Source organism: Ruegeria sp. CG11 (assembly GCF_056537245.1).
In genome coordinates this window covers 865,983-885,924 of sequence record NZ_JBQFRE010000001.1, presented here as the reverse complement: position 1 = coordinate 885,924, position 19,942 = coordinate 865,983, and the positions used below count along the sequence as shown (strand labels likewise).

Genomic DNA, 19,942 nt, shown 5'->3' with positions numbered 1-19,942 from the left:
GGTATTGTAATGCTCTATTGGTTGACCGCCCTGTCGGATGGGGGGGATTTCTTTAACCTCTTCCGCTACATAACCTTCCGTGCGGGCGGAGCCTTTTTGACGGCGCTGATCTTCGGGTTCATCTTCGGTAAGCCGCTGATCAACGTGCTGCGTCGCAAGCAGGGCAAGGGTCAGCCTATCCGAGATGATGGTCCCGAGGGGCATTTTTCCAAGGCCGGAACGCCGACCATGGGTGGTTTGCTGATCGTGGGGGCATTGGTGACGTCAACGCTGGTCTGGGCGCGGCTGGACAATCCCTATGTGTGGATGGTGCTGTTCGTGACGCTGGCCTATGCTGCGATTGGCTTTGCAGACGATTACGCTAAGGTTTCGAAACAGAATACCAAGGGCGTGTCCGGCAAAATGCGGTTGGCGCTGGGCGTGATTATTGCGGTTCTGGCGTCGCTATGGGCGACCTTGCACCACCCTGAGGCGCTGCAGTACCAGCTGGCCGTACCGGTGTTCAAGGACACGCTGGTCAATCTGGGGATGTTCTACATTCCGTTCTCGATCGTGGTGATCGTTGGGGCGGCCAACGCGGTGAACCTGACCGATGGTCTGGATGGTCTTGCGATCATGCCGGCCATGATCGCGGCAACGACCTTAGGGGTGATTGCTTACGCGGTCGGCCGGGTCGACTTTACCGAGTATCTGGACGTGCACTACGTGCCGGGAACCGGTGAAATCCTGATCTTTACAGCCGCATTGTTCGGGGGCGGGCTGGGCTTTCTGTGGTACAACGCTCCGCCTGCAGCAGTGTTCATGGGCGATACCGGATCGCTGGCTTTGGGCGGTGCGCTGGGCGCGATTGCGGTCGCGACCAAGCACGAGCTGGTTCTGGCCGTAGTTGGCGGTCTGTTTGTGGTTGAGGCGCTGAGTGTGATTGTTCAGGTCCTGTATTTCAAACGTACGGGACGCCGTGTGTTCCTGATGGCACCGATCCATCATCATTACGAGAAAAAGGGCTGGGCCGAACCGACCATCGTGATCCGGTTCTGGATCATCTCGCTGATCCTGGCGATGATTGGTCTGGCGACTTTGAAGGTCCGGTAACGCTCCCGCAGGTTCGGCGGACCTGCGGTCCACCTGCCACCTGTTGGGCCCGGCTCGCGCTGATGCGCGAGCCTTTTGCCGCTCTTGCCATCGGTGATTTCTTCTGCGCAGTGTGGCGGCCAATTCGACGTCAGAGGAAGGTGGGCGGCATGATCCCGGTCAAAGGGTTTTCAGGGCAGAAGGTTGCGGTTCTGGGGCTTGGCCGGTCAGGTCTGGCCACAGCGCGCGCGTTGCGGGCGGGCAAGGCCGAACCGGTGTGCTGGGATGACAATCCAGCCGCGCGTGAAAAGGCCGAGGTCGAGGGGTTTGCTTGCCTCGATCTGCACCGCCACGGGGCGTTTGACGATATCGCATCGCTGATCGTTTCGCCGGGCATCCCGCATCTGTATCCCGAACCAAACCCGGTTGTAGCTGCGGCGCTTGCGGCAGGAGTGCCGGTGGACAACGATATCGGGCTGTTCTTCCGATCTTTTGCGGGCCCGGAATGGAGCAACTATGACACTCCTCCGCGTGTGATCGCAGTGACCGGGTCGAACGGCAAATCGACCACGGCGGCCCTGATCCATCACATCCTGATCGAAGCCGGGCGCGAGGCGCAGTTGGCGGGGAATATCGGGCGCGGCGTGCTGGATATCGAGCCGGGCGGAGATGGCTCGGTCGTGGTGCTGGAGTTAAGCAGTTATCAGACCGAACTTGCCCGGTCATTGACGCCGGATGTGGCGGTTTTCACCAACCTGTCGCCGGATCATCTGGACCGGCATGGCGGGATGGGCGGCTATTTCGCAGCCAAAAGGCGCCTGTTTGCCGAAGGTGGTCCGGACCGTGCGGTGATCGGGATTGACGAAAAGGAAGGCGCGTTTTTGGCTGGGCAACTGGCCGAAGGGGCAGCGGATGATCGTGTGATCCGCGTCTCGGTGGCGCGCAAACTGACAGGGCCGGGTTGGCAGGTTTTTGCGCGCAAGGGGTTCCTTTCGGAGTACCGCAAGGGGCGGCAGTCAGGGTCGATCGACCTGCGTCAGATCAAGGGCCTGCCCGGCGCGCATAACCACCAGAATGCCTGTGCAGCCTATGCCGCCTGCCGTGCGCTGGGGTTGGCACCGCGCGTGATCGAGGACGCTCTGCACAGCTATCCCGGACTGCCGCATCGCAGCCAGATCATCGCCGATGCGGGCGGTGTGACCTATGTGAACGATTCCAAGGCAACCAACGTGGACAGTGCGCTGAAAGCATTGTCGGCGTTCAAGAAAATCCGGTGGATTTGTGGGGGGCTTGAGAAAGAAGGTGGTCTAGCGGCATTGAACGGCGCGGTGGACCAGGTTCTCAAAGCCTATGTGATTGGGCGCGAGGCGGCCGGTTTCGCCATGCAGCTTGAAGCTGACGCGCAGGTCTGCACCACCATGGATGAGGCTGTGGCGCAAGCCATGTCGGACGCCCAACCGGGTGAGACCGTGCTGTTGGCTCCGGCGGCGGCCAGTTTTGACCAATACGATAACTTCGAACAGCGTGGGGACGACTTTACCGAACAGGTTCTGAGGCGGTTGGCGAACTAGCCGTTTGCAAGAGACCGCCGGTTGGGCCAAGCTGCAGTGCTATCAGCTTGACGCGGCACGACAATTGGGATTGGGTCCGGGCAAATTCAACACGAGGTCATGACTATGCCATACCGTAAGCTTTCTTTTGTCCTACCTGCCATTCTGGTTGTGGGTGCCTGTGCAAATACCGGCGCCAATTATCAGCCGGTTGTCGACGGTCCGGTCGGTCCGAACTACAACTTCGATCTGCAGCAGTGTCAACAACTTGCGGCATCTCAGCCTGCTGTGGACAGCCGGACTGCTGGTAATGCGGCCCTGGCTGCTGCGGGTACTGCTGCGACGACTGCAATCATTATGGACAGCAGCGACGACTTGGGTCGCGCGGCCGCTGCTGGTGCGCTTTTGGGTGCCGGTGCGGATGTCGTAGCCAAGAACCAGAACAAGGAAGTGATTGTTCGCAACTGCATGCGCAATCGCGGTTACAACGTCGTCGGTTAACGGCCTGCGATTGCAATTCCTGCGGCGTGGCCCGAGGACCATGCCCACTGGAAATTGTAGCCGCCCAGCCAGCCGGTGACATCTACCGCTTCGCCAATCGCATAGAGGCCGGGGACATCCCTGGCCTCCATCGTTTTTGACGACAAGTCATCCGTATCGATCCCGCCCAGCGTGACCTCGGCGGTGCGATATCCTTCGGTGCCCGAGGGCGTCAGTTGCCAGTCGGACAACGCAGAGATCAGCTCGCTCAGCGCAGTGTCGGACTGGTCAGCCAGATTGCCCTGCATCGGGAAGTGTTCGCTCAGATAGTCCACCAGCCGCGCGGGCAGGTGGCGGGCCAGTTCCGTCGTCAGCGCCTTGCGGCCACTGTTTTGCCGCTGATCGCGCAGCAGGTCGAACAGGGGCAGGTCGGGGATCAGGTTGACGCGGATCGCCTCACCCTCATGCCAGTACGAGGACAGTTGCAGCACCGACGGCCCGCTGAGGCCGCGATGGGTGAACAGCAATGCCTCGTCAAAACTGGTTCGGTCGTTCGACAGGCGCGCGGGCAAGGAAACGCCCGAGAGGTCCTTGAATTTACCGTCCGAAAACGTGAATGGCACCAGTGCCGCGCGTGTTTCGGTCATCCGCAAGCCGAACTGTTTTGCGATGTCATAGGCCAACCCGGTTGCGCCCATCTTGGGGATCGACTTGCCTCCTGTGGCCAGCACCAGGTTGGTGCAGGTCAGGCTGAGGCGCTGGCCCTCGCGGTCAACCTCCAGTGCGAACCCGGCCTCGGTCTTGCGCAGGTCTTTCACCTCGGTCCGCACCCACAGCTCGGCGCCGACGCGCGCCATCTCGTCCAGCAGCATTTGGATGATCTGTTTCGAGGACCCGTCGCAGAACAGCTGCCCCAGCGTTTTCTCATGCCACGCGATGCCGTGGCGCCCGACCAGATCGACGAAATCCCACTGCGTGTAGCGTGCCAGCGCGGATTTGCAGAAATGCGGGTTCTGTGACAGGAAGTTATTCGGCCCCGCGTACATGTTGGTAAAGTTGCAGCGCCCGCCGCCCGAGATGCGGATTTTCTCACCCGGAGCCTTCGCGTGATCGATCACTAAAACGCGCCCGCCACAATAGGCGGCGCACATCATGCCGGCAGCACCGGCACCAAGGATGATCGTGTCATAGGTCATCAGCGGGGGATGGCGTGAATTGGCAGGGATGGCAAGGTTGGTTGTTGTACGAAGGTCTGAGCGATTAGAATTTTTGACCTAAAGACAACAAGTTCAGCATTTATCTACAGGAAAAAAATCAATGCGTGGGTGAATGTGGATCGCTTAGATCAACCCTGTTTCAACCAAATACGCTTTGGCCTATGCTGCTCTCACGATGACAGAATTTATCATCGTTCTCGGCGGGGTTCGAGAGTTGCTGATGCTATTTGGCGCAGTAGCTTCGATCCTGAGCCTGATCTTGGTTCTAAAGAGTTTCTAGGCCAGATCAAACAGTTGGAGGGTGCCAGTTTGGTCCGACGGACACCCTCTCAACCCAACGAGCAGTTTGGGGGAGGGGTTGAGGTCCTTCCCCCAGTTGCGTTTGCAACATTGTCGCTATTTGCGACAATCGCATTTGTTTCGATCCTCATCAAGTGTTTCAGCTCTCATTGATTGGGCTGAGCCCTAATTACATTTCGAGGTTCGAACTTCATTCTGCTAGCCCAAACGCCAAAATCCCTGTAGAGTCTCAATCAGACCCCGAAAACGGGGCGTTAACGAGGCAGATAGTGGCGGTATCTCATGACTGAGATGGTGTATGGCGCGGTCCAGGACCAGCGCGGCGAACCGATTCTACCAAAGTGGTGGCGAACAATTGATCGCTGGACGATGTCCTGCGTGCTGATCCTGTTTGTCATCGGGCTGTTGCTGGGGCTGGCCTCATCGCCGCCGCTGGCCGGTCGTAACGGGTTCGATCCATTCCACTATGTCGAGCGTCAGGCGCTGTTCGGCGGATTGGCGCTGATTGCGATGTTGCTGACCTCAATGATGTCGCCGACGCTGGTGCGGCGTCTGGCAGTTCTGGGTTTTCTGGGAGCCTTCGTGGCGCTGGCCTTTCTGCCGGTCTTTGGCACCGATTTCGGTAAAGGTGCGGTGCGCTGGTACTCGCTGGGCTTTGCATCGCTGCAGCCGTCCGAGTTTCTGAAGCCCGGCTTTGTCGTTGTGGCCGCATGGCTGCTGGCCGCGTCGCAGGAGATTAATGGCCCTCCAGGGCGGTTGTGGTCCTTTGCGCTGTGCATGGCTATCGTAGGGATGCTGGTGCTGCAGCCCGATTTCGGTCAGGCCTGTCTGATCCTGTTCGGTTGGGGCGTGATGTATTTCGTCGCCGGCGCGCCGATGCTGCTGTTGGTGGGCATGGCCGGAGCGGTGGTTCTGGGCGGTATGTTTGCCTATTCGAACTCCGAACATTTTGCGCGCCGGATTGATGGCTTTCTGAACCAAGAGGTCGATCCAACCACTCAGATCGGTTACGCAACCAACGCCATCCGCGAGGGTGGCCTGTTTGGCGTTGGCGTGGGTGAAGGACAGGTGAAGTGGTCTCTGCCCGATGCGCATACGGATTTCATCATCGCTGTCGCGGCCGAAGAGTTCGGCCTGATCCTGGTGCTGATCATCATCGCGCTGTATTCGATTATCGTGGTGCGCTCGTTGCTGCGGCTGATGAAAGAACGCGACATGTTCATCCGTCTGGCGGGCACTGGTCTGGCCTGCATGTTCGGCGTACAGGCGATGATCAACATGGGCGTCGCGGTGCGCCTGCTGCCCGCCAAGGGCATGACGCTGCCCTTTGTCAGCTATGGCGGTTCGTCGCTGATTGCGGGCGGTATCGCGGTTGGTATGCTGCTGGCCTTTACCCGGACCCGCCCACAGGGCGAGCTTGGTGACATTCTGCGCGGACGAGGTTGATGACCAAACCCTATCTACTGATTGCGGCGGGCGGCACCGGGGGCCACATGTTCCCGGCGCAAGCCCTGACCGAGGCGATGCTGCAAAAAGGCTGGCGCGTGCGCCTGTCCACCGATGCGCGCGGCGCGCGCTATACCAGCGGCTTTCCGCATTCGACCGAGATTGTCGAAGCATCCTCGGCCACCTTCGCCCGAGGCGGTCTGGCGGCGAAAGCTCTGGTCGGGCCGAAGATTGCCGCTGGTGTGACTGGCATGGCCGTTCAGATGATGCGTGACCGCCCGGATGTGGTGGTTGGCTTCGGCGGCTATCCGTCAATCCCAGCGTTGGGTGCGGCGACCATGCTGAAAATCCCGCGCATGATCCACGAACAAAACGGCATTCTGGGTCGAGTGAACCAGTTGTTCGCAACCCGTGTGTCGCAGGTGGCTTGCGGTATTTGGCCCACTGACCTGCCCGAGGGCGCCAAGGGCGTCCATACCGGCAACCCGGTTCGCGCCGCCGTTCTTGAACGTGCGGCGGCCGGGTATATTCCGCCCGGCGACTATCCGATGTCGATCCTTGTGATGGGCGGCTCGCAGGGCGCGCGCATCCTTAGCGATGTGGTGCCGGGCGCGATTGCTGCATTGCCTGACGCGCTTCGCGATCATATCCGTGTCGCCCATCAGGCCCGCGACGAGGACGGAGAGCGGGTCACTGCCTTCTACGCCGATCACGGCATTCGCGCCGAGGTCAAACCGTTCTTTCAGGACGTCCCCCGGCGCATGTCCGACGCGCAGCTGGTCATTTCGCGTTCAGGCGCGTCGAGCGTCGCCGATATCTCGGTGATCGGGCGGCCTTCGATCCTGATCCCGTTTGCCGCCGCTGCTGGCGACCACCAAACCGCCAACGCGCGTGGGCTGGTGCAGGCCGGTGGGGCGATCATGATCCCTGAAAACCTGCTTGACGTTTCCGCGCTGACCGAGCAAATCACCGCAGTTCTGACAAACCCCGAAGCCGCACAAAAGATGGCCCATGCCGCCCTCTCGACCGGTGCCCCCGATGCGACCGAGCGTTTGGTGCACCTTGTCGAAGACCTGGCGCAGAAGGAGACCGCATGAATCCCGCAACCAAACTGCCGCAAGACGTAGGGCCGATCCATTTCGTTGGTATCGGTGGGATCGGGATGTCGGGCATCGCCGAGGTGCTGCTGAACCTTGGCTACCGGGTTCAGGGGTCGGACCTGAAGGCCTCGAAGATCACCGATCGTCTGGCCGGTTTGGGGGCTGAGATTTTTGTCGGTCAGCGTGCTGAAAACCTTGAAAACGCTGCCGTTGTGGTGGTGTCGACTGCGATCAAGCCGGGCAACCCAGAGCTGGACGGTGCCCGCGCGCAAGGCCTGCCGGTGGTGCGCCGTGCCGACATGCTGGCGGAACTGATGCGGTTGAAGTCCAACATCGCCATTGCCGGGACCCACGGAAAGACCACCACCACCACGATGATGGCCGAGCTGATGGTGGCGGGTGATTTCGACCCGACCGTGATCAATGGCGGTATCATCCACGCCTATGGCTCGAACGCACGGATGGGGCAGGGCGAATGGATGGTGGTTGAGGCCGACGAATCCGACGGCTCGTTCAACCGTCTGCCCGCGACCATCGCCATCGTCACCAATATCGACCCCGAGCATATGGAGCATTGGGGCGATTTCGACAAACTGCGCGACGGGTTCTACGAGTTCGTCTCGAACCTGCCCTTCTATGGCCTTGCCGTTTGCTGCACCGACCATGCAGAGGTGCAGACGCTAGTGGGCCGCATCACTGACCGCCGCGTGCGCACTTATGGCTTTAACGCGCAAGCCGACGTGCGGGCGGTTAACCTGACATATAAGGGTGGCGTTGCGCATTTCGACATCCACCTGCAATACGAAGACACGGTGATCGAGGGCTGTACCCTGCCGATGCCGGGGGATCACAACGTCTCGAACGCGCTGTCTGCGGCTGCGGTGGCGCGTCATCTGGGAATGAAGGCCTCGGAAATCCGCGATGCGCTGGCCAATTTCGGCGGTGTCAACCGCCGCTTCACCAAGGTGGGTGAGGTGGATGGTGTCACCATCATCGACGATTACGGGCATCACCCGGTTGAAATCAACGCCGTGCTGAAGGCCGCGCGTCAGGCGACCGAGGGGCGCGTGATCGCCGTGCATCAACCGCACCGCTACTCACGCCTGTCCAACCTGTTCGACGATTTCTGCACCTGCTTCAACGATGCAGACGTGGTGGCCATTGCCGATATCTTTGCTGCCGGCGAAGACCCGATCGAGGGTGCATCCCGCGATGATCTGGTGCAGGGCCTGATCCGCCACGGCCACCGCCACGCCCGCGCTTTGCTGGACGAAAACGATCTGGAGCGCCTGGTCCGTGAGCAGGCCCGCCCCGGTGACATGGTCGTTTGTCTGGGTGCGGGTACGATCAGCGCCTGGGCCAATGGTCTGCCTGTGCGATTGCAGCAAAAACAGGCCGTTTGAGGCAATGGACTTTCCGGCGACGCAACTTTATGGTGTCGCGTCGCAACGTCCTTGGAAGGGGCAACAGGTGTATTCAGTTGTGTTCGCATCCCTATGGGTCGTGGCCGCGACGGTCGTGGCCATGCTACCGATGCGGCTGCAGTTTCCTCCGGGCATTGTGCTGTTGATTTCTGCGCCTGTTTTGATCGTCTGGCTGGGCTATGACTTCGGGTGGTTCCTTTCGGTGCTGGCCTTCGCCGGTTTTGCATCCATGTTCCGCAAACCGATCCAATACTACTGGCGTCGCTGGACGGGCAGGGAGGTCGAGGAATGAACTGGTCCATCGTCCTGGCCGCGCTGTGGGGAATTGCCGCGAACGTGCTGGCGATGCTTCCCAGCAAAGACAATCACTGGACGCGCGCCTATATCCTGATTGCAGTCGGCATCCCGATCTTGGGCTATGTCACCTTGCAGAACGGCCCTTGGATAGGGTTGCTGGTTCTGGCGATGGGCATGTCGGTGCTGCGCTGGCCGGTAATTTACCTGACCCGTTGGACAAAGGCGAAAATGCAGGGCATGAAGGCGACCAACAAGTAACGGTCGCATTCAGGAGTCTCCGTCATGGTCGACGTCGCCACATTCGCTTATCTGCCACTGATCGCGCTGGTCCTTGGGGCCGCAGCGGGCTTTGTTGCGGGGCGCTGGATCGGCCTCAGGGGTCTGCTGTGGCTGATCGGGCTGACCTGCGTTGTCTCGCTGGGTCTGATCGTGATGCTGGCGGGCGTCGGCACCGGCGAAGAAGAGCAGGCCTTTGGACCTTTCATCTGGCTGACCGGCGGCGTCCTGCCCTTCCTTTTGGCGGTCATAGTGGGTGGCGTCGGGGGGCGCAGCCTGGCGGCAAGGGAAAACACATGATCGATGTGACCGAAGTCCGGGGGCGCCTGACACAGGCACGACCTCTGAACGACTTGACGTGGCTGCGTGTCGGTGGCCCGGCGGATTATCTGTTTCAGCCTGCCGATATCGAAGACTTGCAGAGCTTCCTGCGCGATCTGCCCGCTGAGGTGCCGGTCTTTCCGATGGGTGTCGGATCGAACCTGATCGTGCGGGACGGTGGTCTGCGTGCTGTGGTGATCCGGCTGGGGCGTGGGTTCAACGGCATCTCGGTCGAGGGCAACACTGTGACCGCAGGTGCCGCTGCGCTGGACGCGCATGTGGCGCGCAAAGCAGCGGATGCGGGCGTGGATCTGACCTTTCTGCGTACCATCCCCGGCTCGGTCGGTGGCGCGGTGCGGATGAACGCAGGCTGTTACGGCAGCTACACCGCAGACGTGCTGCGCAAGGCCACCATTGTCACCCGGCAGGGAGAGGTCGTGGACCTGACGCCCGAGGACCTGAACTTTCACTACCGTCAATCCGATCTGCCCGAAGGGGCGGTGCTGGTTTCGGCCACCTTCGAGGGCCCCACGGGTAATCCGCAGGACCTGCACGACCGCATGGCGGCGCAGTTGCAGAAACGCGACGAAACCCAACCCACCAAGGACCGCAGCGCCGGGTCGACGTTCCGCAACCCGGCCGGGTTTTCGTCGACCGGGCGGGCGGATGATGTGCATGACCTCAAGGCGTGGAAAGTAATTGACGACGCCGGGATGCGCGGGGCCACGATGGGCGGGGCGCAGATGAGCCCGAAGCACTCGAACTTCCTGATCAATACCGGCACCGCCACTGCCGCCGATCTCGAAGGTCTGGGTGAAGAGGTGCGAAAAAAGGTTTACGAAACAAGCGGCATCACGCTAGAATGGGAAATCATGCGGGTCGGTGATCCGCTGACAGAATAAAGCCCCAACCGTCAGACCATAACAGGCAATTAACGGCGACGGATCAAAGGCATAAACGTAGTACGGACCACCACATAAGGTCCGGGGACATTGAGGCGCACGTTGGGTAAGTCGAGCAGGACAAACCCCAAAGTGGCGGTATTGATGGGGGGCCCCTCGGCGGAACGCGAGGTGTCTCTCAGCTCTGGGCGCGAATGCGCAGCCGCCCTACGGGGAGAAGGCTTTGAAGTGGTTGAGCTGGACGCAGGTCCCGACCTCTACGCGCGCCTTTTGGATATCAAGCCGGATGTGGTTTTCAACGCCCTGCATGGCCGCTGGGGTGAAGATGGCTGCGTGCAGGGCCTGCTGGAATGGATGCGCATTCCCTATACACATTCCGGCGTGCTGGCCTCGGCGCTGGCGATGGACAAGCAACGCAGCAAAGAGGTGTTTCAGGTCGAAGGCCTGCCCGTCGTTCCCAGCGTGATCGTGCCCAAGGTCGAGGTGATCAAGGTCCACGTGATGGAACCCCCTTACGTGGCCAAACCGAACAATGAAGGCTCCAGCGTCGGTATCTATATCGTGCACGAAGGCTCGAATGGGCCGCCGCAACTGTCGGATGAGATGCCCGAATTTGTGATGGTCGAGAAATACATCGCAGGCCGCGAGTTGACCGTGACCGTGATGGGCGACCGTGCCTTGACCGTGACCGAGATCATGACCGATGGCGGCTGGTATGACTATGACGCCAAATACAAGCCCGGCGGGTCGTGGCATGTGCTGCCCGCAGATATCCCGCAGGACATCTTTGATCTCTGCATGGATTACGCCCTGCGCGCGCATAATGCGCTGGGGTGCAAGGGCGTTTCCCGTACCGATTTCCGCTGGGATGACAGCAAAGGCGTGGATGGGCTGTTCCTGCTGGAAACCAACACGCAACCCGGAATGACACCGACCTCGCTGGTGCCGGAACAGGCCGAGCATCGCGGCATGACGTTTGGGCAGCTTTGCGCATGGATGGTGGAGGACGCCTCGTGCAACCGCTGAGAGCCACCCGCGCGCCGGTGATCCACCGCTCGAAACCGCTGGCCGGACCGGATGCCGATTTCGCATCGGGTGACCGTCCCGAGGCCGAGCCGAAACTGCGCCTGCGCGGTGGCAAACTGTTCGGGCGCAAGTCACAACGGTTCGACCCGGCACCGTCCCGGATGAGCTATCGCCTGCAGCGCTGGATGCTGACGCCGGGTGTTCGGCGTGGGCTTAAAGTCGGGCTGCCGATTGCCGCAGTTTGCGCCGCCGTCGGGCTGTATTTCAGTTCGGAAGACCGGCGCGAGGCCGTGGTGGCCTATGTCAACGACATCAAGACCTCGATCCAGCAACGCCCCGAATTCATGGTCAACCTGATGGCGATCGACGGGGCGGGCACAAACCTGTCCGAGGATATCCGGGAAGTTGTGCCGCTGGATTTCCCGATGAGCTCCTGGGATCTGGATGTCGAGCAGATCCGAGACACGATCACCGGGCTGGACCCGGTTAAATCCGCCACAGTTCGCGTCCGCCCTGGTGGCATCCTGCAGGTCGATGTGGTCGAGCGGAAGCCGGTCATCGTGTGGCGCACGCGCAGCGGAATCGAATTGCTGGATGAAACCGGTGCACATGTTGAGCGGATCGCGTCACGCAAGGATCACTCGCACCTACCGCTGATCGCGGGCAAGGGGGCCGATGCACATGTGGGCGAGGCGCTGCAATTGATGACAACTGCGCGCAGTTTGGGTGCGCGGGTGCGTGGATTGGTGCGGATCGGTGAGCGCCGCTGGGATCTGGTTCTGGATCGCGGCCAACGCATCATGCTGCCGACCGAACGCCCCGTGCGCGCGCTTGAGCGTGTGCTGGCGGTAAACGAGGTGCAGGACCTTTTGGAACGCGACGTGGCGGTGGTGGACATGCGCCTTGGGCAGCGTCCGACCATCAGAATGACCAAAGCCGCCAGCGAAGACTGGTGGAATACAAAAGTGACAGTGGGTAACGGGCAGTAACGACCATGATGACCGATCTTTATCAGTCCCAACGGGCCATGCGGCAGATGCGCAGACAGGCGATGCAACGCGGTGTTGTCGCCATTCTGGATGTGGGCAGCTCTAAGATTGCCTGTCTTGTGCTGCGGTTCGATGGCACGGGTCGGCTGAGTGAGGATAACAGCATCGGGTCACTGGCCGGGCAAACCGGGTTCCGGGTGATCGGGGCGGCAACCACGCGGTCTCGTGGGGTGCAATTCGGCGAAGTCACCGCCATGCAAGAGACCGAGCGCGCGATCCGGACGGCGCTGCAAGCCGCGCAAAAGATGGCCGATATCCGGGTGGATCACGTGATCGCCTGTTTCTCGGGCGCGAACCCACGCTCTTATGGTCTGGATGCGCAGGTTGATCTGGATGGACAGGTCGTGAGCGAAGCCGAAGTCGGCCGCGTGCTGAACGCATGTGACGTGCCGGACTACGGGGCGGGCCGCGAAGTGCTGCATGCGCAGCCTGTGAACTTTGCGCTGGATAACCGCTCGGGTCTGATCGACCCGCGGGGGCAGATGGGGCAATCGCTGGCCGTGGATATGCATATGCTGACTGTTGATGCGGTGGCGATTCAGAACATTGTCCGCTGCATCAAGCGTTGCGATCTGGAACTGGCGGGGATTGCGAACTCGGCCTATGTGTCGGGCATCTCGGCGCTGGTCGAGGATGAACAGGAGCTGGGCGCGGCCTGTATCGACATGGGCGGCGGCACCACCAGTGTGTCGATCTTCATGAAGAAACACATGATCTACGCCGATTGCGTGCGCATGGGGGGGGATCATGTGACCGCCGATATCTCGATGGGCCTGAGCGTTCCGGCGGCGGTGGCCGAGCGGATCAAGACCTTCAACGGCGGTGTTCACGCAACCGGGGCCGATGATCGTGACCTGATCGACATCGGCGGCGATACCGGTGATTGGGAACATGACCGTCGCACCGTCAGCCGTGCTGAACTGATCGGCATCATGCGCCCACGCGTCGAAGAGATTCTGGAAGAGGTGCGCGTGCGCCTGGATGCAGCCGGATTCGAACATATGCCCAGCCAGCAGATCGTGCTGACCGGTGGCGGAAGCCAGATTATGGGGCTGGATGGGCTTGCGACCCGCATTCTGGGCCAGCGTGTCCGCTTGGGCCGTCCGCTGCGTGTTCACGGCCTGCCGCAATCGGCAACCGGGCCGGGGTTCTCCTCGGCCGTGGGTCTTAGCCTATTTGCTGCGCATCCGCAGGATGAATGGTGGGATTTCGAAATCCCGGTCGATACCTATGCGGCACGGCCCTTCAAGCGTGCGATGCGCTGGTTCCGTGACAATTGGTAAAGGGGTAGGGGTTGCGGCGCTGATCGCACTGACCCCGTTCGTCGCACACGCCCAGACCCGGATCACACCCGAAGCCTTTCTGGCTGCGGTTCAGGGCAAGACGGTTTCATTCTACGACTATCCCAGCGGCTTTCTGGTGGGCATCGAAGAATTTCTCAGCCCCACCCTGTCCGTCTGGCGTATGGAGGGGCGGGGCTGCGTTTACGGGCAAATCACCACGCCGAACGGCCAGATTTGCTTTTTGTATGACGATGACCCGGATGACGTGCCGGTATGCTGGTGGCCCTTTCTGCACAAAGACCGCCTGATGGTGCGACTGGCTAGTTTCAGCCGCCGCGAAATTCAAGAGGTGCGCAGCATCACCGAGGACGGTCTGAATTGCCCAAGTGCCCCAATTAGCTAAAGAAATGGGTTGCGGCCCGCTGTTTTATCCCGCAAGATATCCACAAGGCCCGTCAGAGGCCCCGCGGCAGGACTTGAGCAGTTTTCCGCATCTGAAAATCGGTAGAATCTCCAAGTGACGTGCATGTTGGCTGCGGCTCATGCGTCGCTTGCTTTGTGGTGGATTGAGTTCTTTCCGCAACATCTGGCGTTCAATGCAAAATACCGCGTTCAGCTGCCTTATTTCCTCCATATTTTGTGGAATTCGACGATTTTTGGCGTGACGTTTGCGGTTTGGATGGGTAGGATTGTAAGCGGATAGGTAAGAAAAACACCGCTTTGGCGGGTCAATAAAACAGGCGGACAGAGCATGACATTGAATCTTTCGATGCCCGGGCACGACGAACTGAAGCCTCGGATTACAGTTTTTGGCGTAGGCGGTGCAGGCGGCAACGCTGTCAACAACATGATTGAGAAACAGCTGGACGGCGTAGATTTCGTGGTCGCCAACACCGATGCGCAGGCGCTGCAGCAAAGCCAGTCCTCGGCGCGGGTGCAACTGGGCGTGAAGGTCACCGAGGGGCTGGGTGCCGGCGCACGGCCCGCCGTAGGTGCCGCAGCCGCGGAAGAAAGCATCGAGCAAATTGTCGACCATCTGGCTGGTGCGCATATGTGCTTTATCACCGCCGGTATGGGCGGTGGCACCGGTACGGGCGCAGCCCCGATCATCGCGCAGGCCGCGCGGGAACTGGGTGTGCTGACCGTTGGTGTTGTCACTAAACCCTTCCAGTTCGAAGGTGCCAAGCGGATGCGTCAGGCCGAAGACGGCGTTGAATCGCTGCAGAAGGTCGTCGACACGCTGATCATCATTCCGAACCAGAACCTGTTCCGTCTTGCCAACGAGAAGACCACCTTTACCGAGGCGTTCTCGATGGCAGATGACGTTCTGTATCAGGGCGTTAAGGGTGTGACCGACCTGATGGTGCGTCCGGGCCTGATCAACCTCGACTTTGCCGATGTTCGCGCCGTAATGGACGAAATGGGCAAGGCGATGATGGGTACCGGTGAAGCCACCGGTGAAGATCGCGCGGTTCAGGCGGCCGAGAAAGCGATCGCCAACCCGCTGCTGGACGAAATCAGCCTCAAAGGCGCCAAGGGCGTGCTGATCAACATCACCGGTTCGCACGACCTGACCCTGTTCGAACTGGACGAAGCCGCCAACCGCATCCGCGAGGAAGTGGACCCAGAGGCCAACATCATCGTCGGTTCGACCCTGGATACCGCGATGGAAGGCGGCATGCGCGTTTCGGTTGTGGCCACCGGCATCGATGCCAGCGAGAAAACCGAGGAAGTACCGGTTGCGCGCCGCAGCATGTCGGCACCGCTGACCCGCACCGTTTCGGCAGAAGAGCCGCTGCAGGAAGAGACCCCCGCCGCAGTGGCTGATGTGGCCGAACCTGCGCCGCAGCCCGAAGTGAACCGTGAACCTTCGCTGTTCGAAACCGCCGAGGAGCCTGCGCAGCCGCAATTCCAGCCGCGCGCGGAGCAGGACGATGACGGTTTGCCGCCTCCGGCCTATCAGCCGCGTGTGGCTGAATTCGAGCCGACCCCCGAACCGGTTGAGCCCGCGCCCGAGAGCTTTGTTGCACCGCAGCCTCAGCCTGCGGCAGGCACTCCGTCGCCTGAGGCACTGCAACGTCTGCAGGCCGCAGTTCAGAATGTTCCGGCGGCTGAGCGTGGCCACCCCGCGCCCCGTCCGCAGGCCCATCAATCGGCCCCAGCACCGCAGGCGGATGCGCAGGATCGTCCCCGGTTCGGCTTCAACCGCCTGATCGACCGGATGACCGGCCACGCCGCCGATACCCCGGCCCAGCCGGTGCGCCAGCAGCCTCCGATGCGCCAAGCTGACGCTACGGCACCTGCGCATGACGAGGCCGACCCCGAGCAGGACCGGATCGAAATACCAGCGTTCCTGCGCCGTCAGGCCAACTGAACCCGGTAACAAAATTGCTAAAAAGGGTCGCTGTTTGGCGACCCTTTTCTTTTTTAATACATAGACTTGACCGTATGTAAGCAGGGTTTTGCCGATCTGTTACATTCATGTTTCATTCAGTTACAAAGAGTGAGTTGAGCCTTGACCCGACCTTCCTTAGTTGAATGTCCAACACGGACCGAAAAGGCCGGAAACCACTCACCGAGGTTCAACTTGCAACATACGCTCAAATCTCCGATCACGTTTACAGGCGTCGGGCTGCACAGCGGCAAGCCTGCGACGATGGTCCTGAAGCCGGCAGCCGCCGGTCACGGCATCTGGTTCAAACGGACGGATATCGAGCTAGGCAATGCGTTGATTCCTGCGATCTATGACGTGGTCGAGCGCACGCCGCTCTGTACCCGTCTGGTGAACGAAGCAAGCGTCTCGGTGTCGACTGTCGAGCATATCATGGCCGCTCTGGCCGGATGCGGCGTGCATAACGCACTGATTGAAATCGATGGCCCCGAAGTTCCGATCATGGACGGCTCGTCAATCGATTTCGTGCGCGGCATCATGGCCAAGGGTGTGCGCCGTCAGGCCAGCCCGGTTCTGGCCTTCGAGGTTCTCAAGCCGGTAACCGCGTCTCGCGAAGGCGCCAGCGCGTCGATTGCACCGGCAGACGGGCTGATCATCGATTTCCACATTGATTTTGAAGACAGCGCCATCGGCAGCCAGACCAAGCGACTGGATATGCGCAACGGATCGTTCGCGCGCGAACTCAGCGATTGCCGCACCTTCTGCCGTCGTACCGACGTAGAAGCGATGCGCGAAAACGGCCTGGCCCTTGGTGGAACGCTGGACAACGCTGTCGTGGTCCAAGGCGACGAAGTGCTGACCCCGGGCGGTTTCCGTCACGCGGATGAGGCAGTGCGCCACAAGATGCTGGATGCTCTGGGTGACCTCTATCTGGCGGGTGGTCCGATTCTGGGCCACTTCACCGGTGACAAATCTGGCCACGCAATGACGAACACGCTGCTGCGCAAGTTGTTCGAAACACCCGGCGCGGTGCGTCCGGTGCTGTGCACCCCCGAACAGGCTGCACGCCTGCCCGGACAGGGCCTTGTCTGGGACGAAATTCCCGAAGTTGCCTGATTAGATCAACTCGGTCGACAATTCCGCCAGCGGGCGTACTAAGGCGTTTTGCCCCGGAACTATATGTGCTAAACCAAAGCCCAATCCGGGGCTTACCCCGATAAGCAATACGACAAGGATAGGCGGAATGGTTGGCACCAAAGCGGCAGTCAGAATCGCGGGCGCGATACTTCTGACAGCAGTTTTGACGGCCTGCGGCAACACAGGCGCAGACCGCAATCAGAACCTGGAAGGCTTTACGCCGGAACAGATCTTCACACGTGGCGAATATGAACTGTCGCAGAATCGCTCGGATGATGCGGCGTGGTATTTTTCGGAAGTGGAGCGTCTGTATCCCTATTCCGACTGGGCCAAACGCGCGCTGATCATGCAGGCGTTCTCGTTCCACACGGACAAGAACTATGAAGAAAGCCGCGCGGCGGCACAGCGCTATATCGATTTCTATCCGACAGACGAAGATGCCGCCTATGCGCAGTATCTTTTGGCGCTCAGCTATTATGACCAGATTGATGAGGTCGGGCGCGATCAGGGCCTGACCTTTCAGGCGCTGCAGTCGCTGCGCACGGTGATCGAGGTTTATCCCGACAGTGAGTATGCCACTTCGGCGGTTCTGAAATTCGATCTGGCCTTTGACCATCTGGCGGGCAAAGAGATGGAGATCGGGCGCTATTACCTGCGTCAGGATCACTATACCGCGGCCATCAACCGGTTCCGTGTGGTGGTCGAGGATTTCCAGACAACCACCCACACCGCAGAGGCGCTCTATCGTCTGATCGAAGCGTATCTGTCGCTGGGTCTGGTGGATGAGGCGCAGTCGGCCGGTGCGATTCTGGGTTACAACTACCAGTCGTCCGAGTGGTACGACGCGGGCTACAAACTGCTGACCTCGCGCGGGTTGGAGTTGAAGAGCCGCGGCAACAACTGGCTCAGCCAGATCTACCGCCAGACGATCAAAGGTGAGTGGTTGTAATCGCCATGGCTACAGGCGTGGGACGCTGAGACCCGATGCTGCGCGCCCTTGATATCCGCGACATGCTGATCATTGACCGGCTGGAACTGACGTTTCAGCCGGGTCTGAACGCGTTGACCGGAGAGACCGGCGCGGGCAAGTCGATCCTGCTGGATTCTTTGGGTTTCGTGCTGGGCTGGCGCGGTCGGGCCGAACTGGTCCGTCAGGGCGCGGCCCAAGGTGAGGTGGTCGCCGAGTTCGAACTCGGTCCCGATCACGCTGCACATGCGGTTCTGGCCGAGGCCGGTCTGCCTGGGGGCGAGGAACTGATCCTGCGCCGGGTTAACACTGCTGAGGGTCGTAAGACCGCTTGGGTCAATGACCGGCGCTGCTCGGGCGAGGTGCTGCGGGCGCTGTCCGAAACTTTGATCGAACTGCACGGTCAGCACGATGATCGCGGGCTGCTGAACCCCCGCGGGCACCGGACCATGCTGGATGATTATGCCGGGGCAGGGGCGTACCTCGCCGCTGTACGTGCGGCGTGGACCGAGATGTCGCGTATGCGTAAGGCTCTGGCAGAGACCGAGGCGACGCTCACCGCCATGCGCGCCGAAGAGGAATTCCTGCGTCACGCCGTTGCGGAGCTGGACAAGCTGGACCCGCAGCCAGGTGAGGATGCCGAACTGGATGCGCGTCGTCGGATGATGCAGGGGGCGGAACGTATCCGCGATGACGTGGCCCGTGCATTTGATCTGCTGGGCGGGGACGGGGCTGAAGGGTCCATGTCCGACGCAGTCCGCTGGTTGGAAGGTGTGTCGGACAATGCGGGCGGGCAGCTAGAGGAGCCGATCGCCGCTCTTGGCCGTGCCCTTATCGAATTGGGTGAAGCGCAGGACGGCGTGAATTCTTGCCTTCAGGCGTTGGATTTCAACCCGGCAGAGCTTGAGGCCGCTGAAGAGCGCCTTTTCGCCATCCGCGCGCTGGCGCGCAAGCATGACGTGGCCCCGGACGATCTGGGGGCCTTTGCTGTTACGCTGCGTGACCGATTAAATAGGCTGGACGCGGGTGATGCTGATTTGGCTGATCAGCGGGCCGCGGTCGACGCTGCGCAGGCCGCCTATGACAACGCCGCCGCCGCGCTCAGCGCTGCACGCAAGCAAGCTGCAGGTCAGCTGGACGCCGCGGTGATGGCCGAGCTCGCACCGCTAAAAATGGAACGTGCGGTGTTTCAGACCGAAATCACCGTTGCCGATCCCGGCCCTGAAGGCACAGATGCGGTGGCCTTTACCGTCGCCACCAACCCTGGTGCCCCTTCGGGCCCGCTGAACAAGATCGCCTCGGGCGGTGAACTCAGCCGTTTCTTACTGGCGCTCAAGGTCTGTCTGACCGGCGACGACAGCGCCCGTACCATGATCTTTGATGAAATCGACCGCGGTGTCGGCGGCGCGACTGCGGACGCGGTGGGGCGTCGTCTGGCCTCGCTGGCGCAGGGCGGGCAGGTGCTGGTGGTGACGCATTCGCCGCAAGTGGCAGCCCGCGCGGCACATCACTGGCGGGTGCAGAAGCAGGTCGCCGATGGCCAGACCCTGTCCACCGTCATCCCGCTGGCCGATCCCGACCGCGTGGACGAAATCGCCCGCATGGTTGCCGGGGACACCATTACCGACGAGGCCCGTGCCGCCGCCCGTGCTTTGCTGGACGCCTGACGCTTTCCGAACCTCAAACCGTCGCGATCCTACTTTT

19 protein-coding genes are annotated in these 19,942 nt (G+C 61.0%); 18 read left to right on the top strand and 1 reads right to left on the bottom strand.

The features are described from left to right. Positions 1-9 precede the first annotated feature (9 nt). The 3 genes from mraY (at position 10) to ACR0KW_RS04360 (ending at position 3,122) form a co-directional block, all read left to right on the top strand. A complete protein-coding gene (mraY, locus tag ACR0KW_RS04370; protein ID WP_480803901.1) occupies positions 10-1,092 on the top strand; it encodes a phospho-N-acetylmuramoyl-pentapeptide-transferase in 1,083 nt (360 codons plus the stop codon). A 149-nt stretch (positions 1,093-1,241) separates the two neighbouring features. After that, positions 1,242-2,642 carry a UDP-N-acetylmuramoyl-L-alanine--D-glutamate ligase gene (murD, locus tag ACR0KW_RS04365; RefSeq protein ID WP_480803900.1) on the top strand — a complete coding sequence of 467 codons (1,401 nt, stop codon included), beginning with the start codon at positions 1,242-1,244 and terminating at the stop codon, positions 2,640-2,642. A 105-nt stretch (positions 2,643-2,747) separates the two neighbouring features. Beyond that, positions 2,748-3,122, top strand: coding sequence for a glycine zipper family protein (locus ACR0KW_RS04360; RefSeq protein WP_480803899.1), 375 nt, complete (start codon positions 2,748-2,750; stop codon positions 3,120-3,122). On the opposite strand, the gene ACR0KW_RS04355 is transcribed toward ACR0KW_RS04360, so the two are convergent. Beyond that, positions 3,119-4,297, bottom strand: a complete 1,179-nt coding sequence (locus ACR0KW_RS04355; RefSeq protein WP_480803898.1) for a BaiN/RdsA family NAD(P)/FAD-dependent oxidoreductase — start codon at positions 4,295-4,297, stop codon at positions 3,119-3,121. The two genes, ACR0KW_RS04360 and ACR0KW_RS04355, sit on opposite strands and share 4 nt — an antisense overlap. Positions 4,298-4,900: 603 nt before the next feature. Between ACR0KW_RS04355 and ftsW the strand changes: the two genes are divergently transcribed. The 15 genes from ftsW (at position 4,901) to recN (ending at position 19,905) form a co-directional block, all read left to right on the top strand. Beyond that, positions 4,901-6,064, top strand: coding sequence for a putative lipid II flippase FtsW (gene ftsW / locus ACR0KW_RS04350; protein ID WP_170325742.1), 1,164 nt, complete (start codon positions 4,901-4,903; stop codon positions 6,062-6,064). Next, complete coding sequence (locus ACR0KW_RS04345) at positions 6,064-7,161, top strand: UDP-N-acetylglucosamine--N-acetylmuramyl-(pentapeptide) pyrophosphoryl-undecaprenol N-acetylglucosamine transferase (RefSeq protein ID WP_480803897.1); 1,098 nt, start codon at positions 6,064-6,066, stop codon at positions 7,159-7,161. Before ftsW ends, ACR0KW_RS04345 begins: the two co-directional genes overlap by 1 nt. Continuing rightward, complete coding sequence (murC, locus tag ACR0KW_RS04340; protein ID WP_480803896.1) at positions 7,158-8,567, top strand: UDP-N-acetylmuramate--L-alanine ligase; 1,410 nt, start codon at positions 7,158-7,160, stop codon at positions 8,565-8,567. Before ACR0KW_RS04345 ends, murC begins: the two co-directional genes overlap by 4 nt. Before the next feature lie 67 nt (positions 8,568-8,634). Further along, positions 8,635-8,880 carry a DUF2484 family protein gene (locus ACR0KW_RS04335; protein WP_480803895.1) on the top strand — a complete coding sequence of 82 codons (246 nt, stop codon included), beginning with the start codon at positions 8,635-8,637 and terminating at the stop codon, positions 8,878-8,880. Further along, positions 8,877-9,143, top strand: a complete 267-nt coding sequence (locus ACR0KW_RS04330) for a DUF2484 family protein (protein ID WP_480803894.1) — start codon at positions 8,877-8,879, stop codon at positions 9,141-9,143. Before ACR0KW_RS04335 ends, ACR0KW_RS04330 begins: the two co-directional genes overlap by 4 nt. Before the next feature lie 24 nt (positions 9,144-9,167). Then, complete coding sequence (locus tag ACR0KW_RS04325; protein ID WP_480803893.1) at positions 9,168-9,461, top strand: hypothetical protein; 294 nt, start codon at positions 9,168-9,170, stop codon at positions 9,459-9,461. Continuing rightward, the gene (murB, locus tag ACR0KW_RS04320; RefSeq protein WP_480803892.1) at positions 9,458-10,384 is read left to right on the top strand and encodes a UDP-N-acetylmuramate dehydrogenase; all 927 of its coding nucleotides are present in this window, start codon (positions 9,458-9,460) and stop codon (positions 10,382-10,384) included. The genes ACR0KW_RS04325 and murB overlap by 4 nt, the downstream gene beginning before the upstream one ends. A 102-nt stretch (positions 10,385-10,486) precedes the next feature. Next, positions 10,487-11,410 carry a D-alanine--D-alanine ligase gene (locus tag ACR0KW_RS04315; protein ID WP_480803891.1) on the top strand — a complete coding sequence of 308 codons (924 nt, stop codon included), beginning with the start codon at positions 10,487-10,489 and terminating at the stop codon, positions 11,408-11,410. Then, a complete protein-coding gene (locus ACR0KW_RS04310; RefSeq protein WP_480803890.1) occupies positions 11,398-12,399 on the top strand; it encodes a cell division protein FtsQ/DivIB in 1,002 nt (333 codons plus the stop codon). Before ACR0KW_RS04315 ends, ACR0KW_RS04310 begins: the two co-directional genes overlap by 13 nt. 8 nt (positions 12,400-12,407) lie before the next feature. Beyond that, the gene (gene ftsA, locus ACR0KW_RS04305) at positions 12,408-13,742 is read left to right on the top strand and encodes a cell division protein FtsA (protein ID WP_480804194.1); all 1,335 of its coding nucleotides are present in this window, start codon (positions 12,408-12,410) and stop codon (positions 13,740-13,742) included. Continuing rightward, positions 13,729-14,145 carry a hypothetical protein gene (locus ACR0KW_RS04300; RefSeq protein ID WP_480803889.1) on the top strand — a complete coding sequence of 139 codons (417 nt, stop codon included), beginning with the start codon at positions 13,729-13,731 and terminating at the stop codon, positions 14,143-14,145. Before ftsA ends, ACR0KW_RS04300 begins: the two co-directional genes overlap by 14 nt. Before the next feature lie 348 nt (positions 14,146-14,493). Beyond that, the gene (gene ftsZ / locus ACR0KW_RS04295) at positions 14,494-16,116 is read left to right on the top strand and encodes a cell division protein FtsZ (protein ID WP_480803888.1); all 1,623 of its coding nucleotides are present in this window, start codon (positions 14,494-14,496) and stop codon (positions 16,114-16,116) included. Between the two features lie 213 nt (positions 16,117-16,329). Further along, positions 16,330-17,250, top strand: a complete 921-nt coding sequence (gene lpxC, locus ACR0KW_RS04290; protein ID WP_480803887.1) for a UDP-3-O-acyl-N-acetylglucosamine deacetylase — start codon at positions 16,330-16,332, stop codon at positions 17,248-17,250. Between the two features lie 127 nt (positions 17,251-17,377). Beyond that, positions 17,378-18,220 (top strand): outer membrane protein assembly factor BamD, encoded by an 843-nt coding sequence (locus tag ACR0KW_RS04285; RefSeq protein ID WP_480803886.1) that lies wholly within the window; start codon positions 17,378-17,380, stop codon positions 18,218-18,220. 35 nt (positions 18,221-18,255) lie between these two features. Further along, a complete protein-coding gene (recN, locus tag ACR0KW_RS04280) occupies positions 18,256-19,905 on the top strand; it encodes a DNA repair protein RecN (protein ID WP_480803885.1) in 1,650 nt (549 codons plus the stop codon). Positions 19,906-19,942 lie beyond the last annotated feature (37 nt).

Excerpts from the sequence above, each read along its gene's own strand:
- ftsW (WP_170325742.1), top strand. The coding sequence starts at position 4,901 with ATGACTGAGATGGTGTATGGCGCGGTCCAGGACCAGCGCGGCGAACCG.
- recN (WP_480803885.1), top strand. The coding sequence starts at position 18,256 with ATGCTGCGCGCCCTTGATATCCGCGACATGCTGATCATTGACCGGCTG.
- ACR0KW_RS04330 (WP_480803894.1), top strand. The coding sequence starts at position 8,877 with ATGAACTGGTCCATCGTCCTGGCCGCGCTGTGGGGAATTGCCGCGAAC.
- murC (WP_480803896.1), top strand. The coding sequence starts at position 7,158 with ATGAATCCCGCAACCAAACTGCCGCAAGACGTAGGGCCGATCCATTTC.
- ACR0KW_RS04360 (WP_480803899.1), top strand. The coding sequence starts at position 2,748 with ATGCCATACCGTAAGCTTTCTTTTGTCCTACCTGCCATTCTGGTTGTG.
- ACR0KW_RS04355 (WP_480803898.1), bottom strand. The coding sequence starts at position 4,297 with ATGACCTATGACACGATCATCCTTGGTGCCGGTGCTGCCGGCATGATG.
- ACR0KW_RS04285 (WP_480803886.1), top strand. The coding sequence starts at position 17,378 with ATGGTTGGCACCAAAGCGGCAGTCAGAATCGCGGGCGCGATACTTCTG.
- ftsZ (WP_480803888.1), top strand. The coding sequence starts at position 14,494 with ATGACATTGAATCTTTCGATGCCCGGGCACGACGAACTGAAGCCTCGG.
- ACR0KW_RS04345 (WP_480803897.1), top strand. The coding sequence starts at position 6,064 with ATGACCAAACCCTATCTACTGATTGCGGCGGGCGGCACCGGGGGCCAC.
- murD (WP_480803900.1), top strand. The coding sequence starts at position 1,242 with ATGATCCCGGTCAAAGGGTTTTCAGGGCAGAAGGTTGCGGTTCTGGGG.
- mraY (WP_480803901.1), top strand. The coding sequence starts at position 10 with ATGCTCTATTGGTTGACCGCCCTGTCGGATGGGGGGGATTTCTTTAAC.
- murB (WP_480803892.1), top strand. The coding sequence starts at position 9,458 with ATGATCGATGTGACCGAAGTCCGGGGGCGCCTGACACAGGCACGACCT.
- ftsA (WP_480804194.1), top strand. The coding sequence starts at position 12,408 with ATGACCGATCTTTATCAGTCCCAACGGGCCATGCGGCAGATGCGCAGA.
- ACR0KW_RS04325 (WP_480803893.1), top strand. The coding sequence starts at position 9,168 with ATGGTCGACGTCGCCACATTCGCTTATCTGCCACTGATCGCGCTGGTC.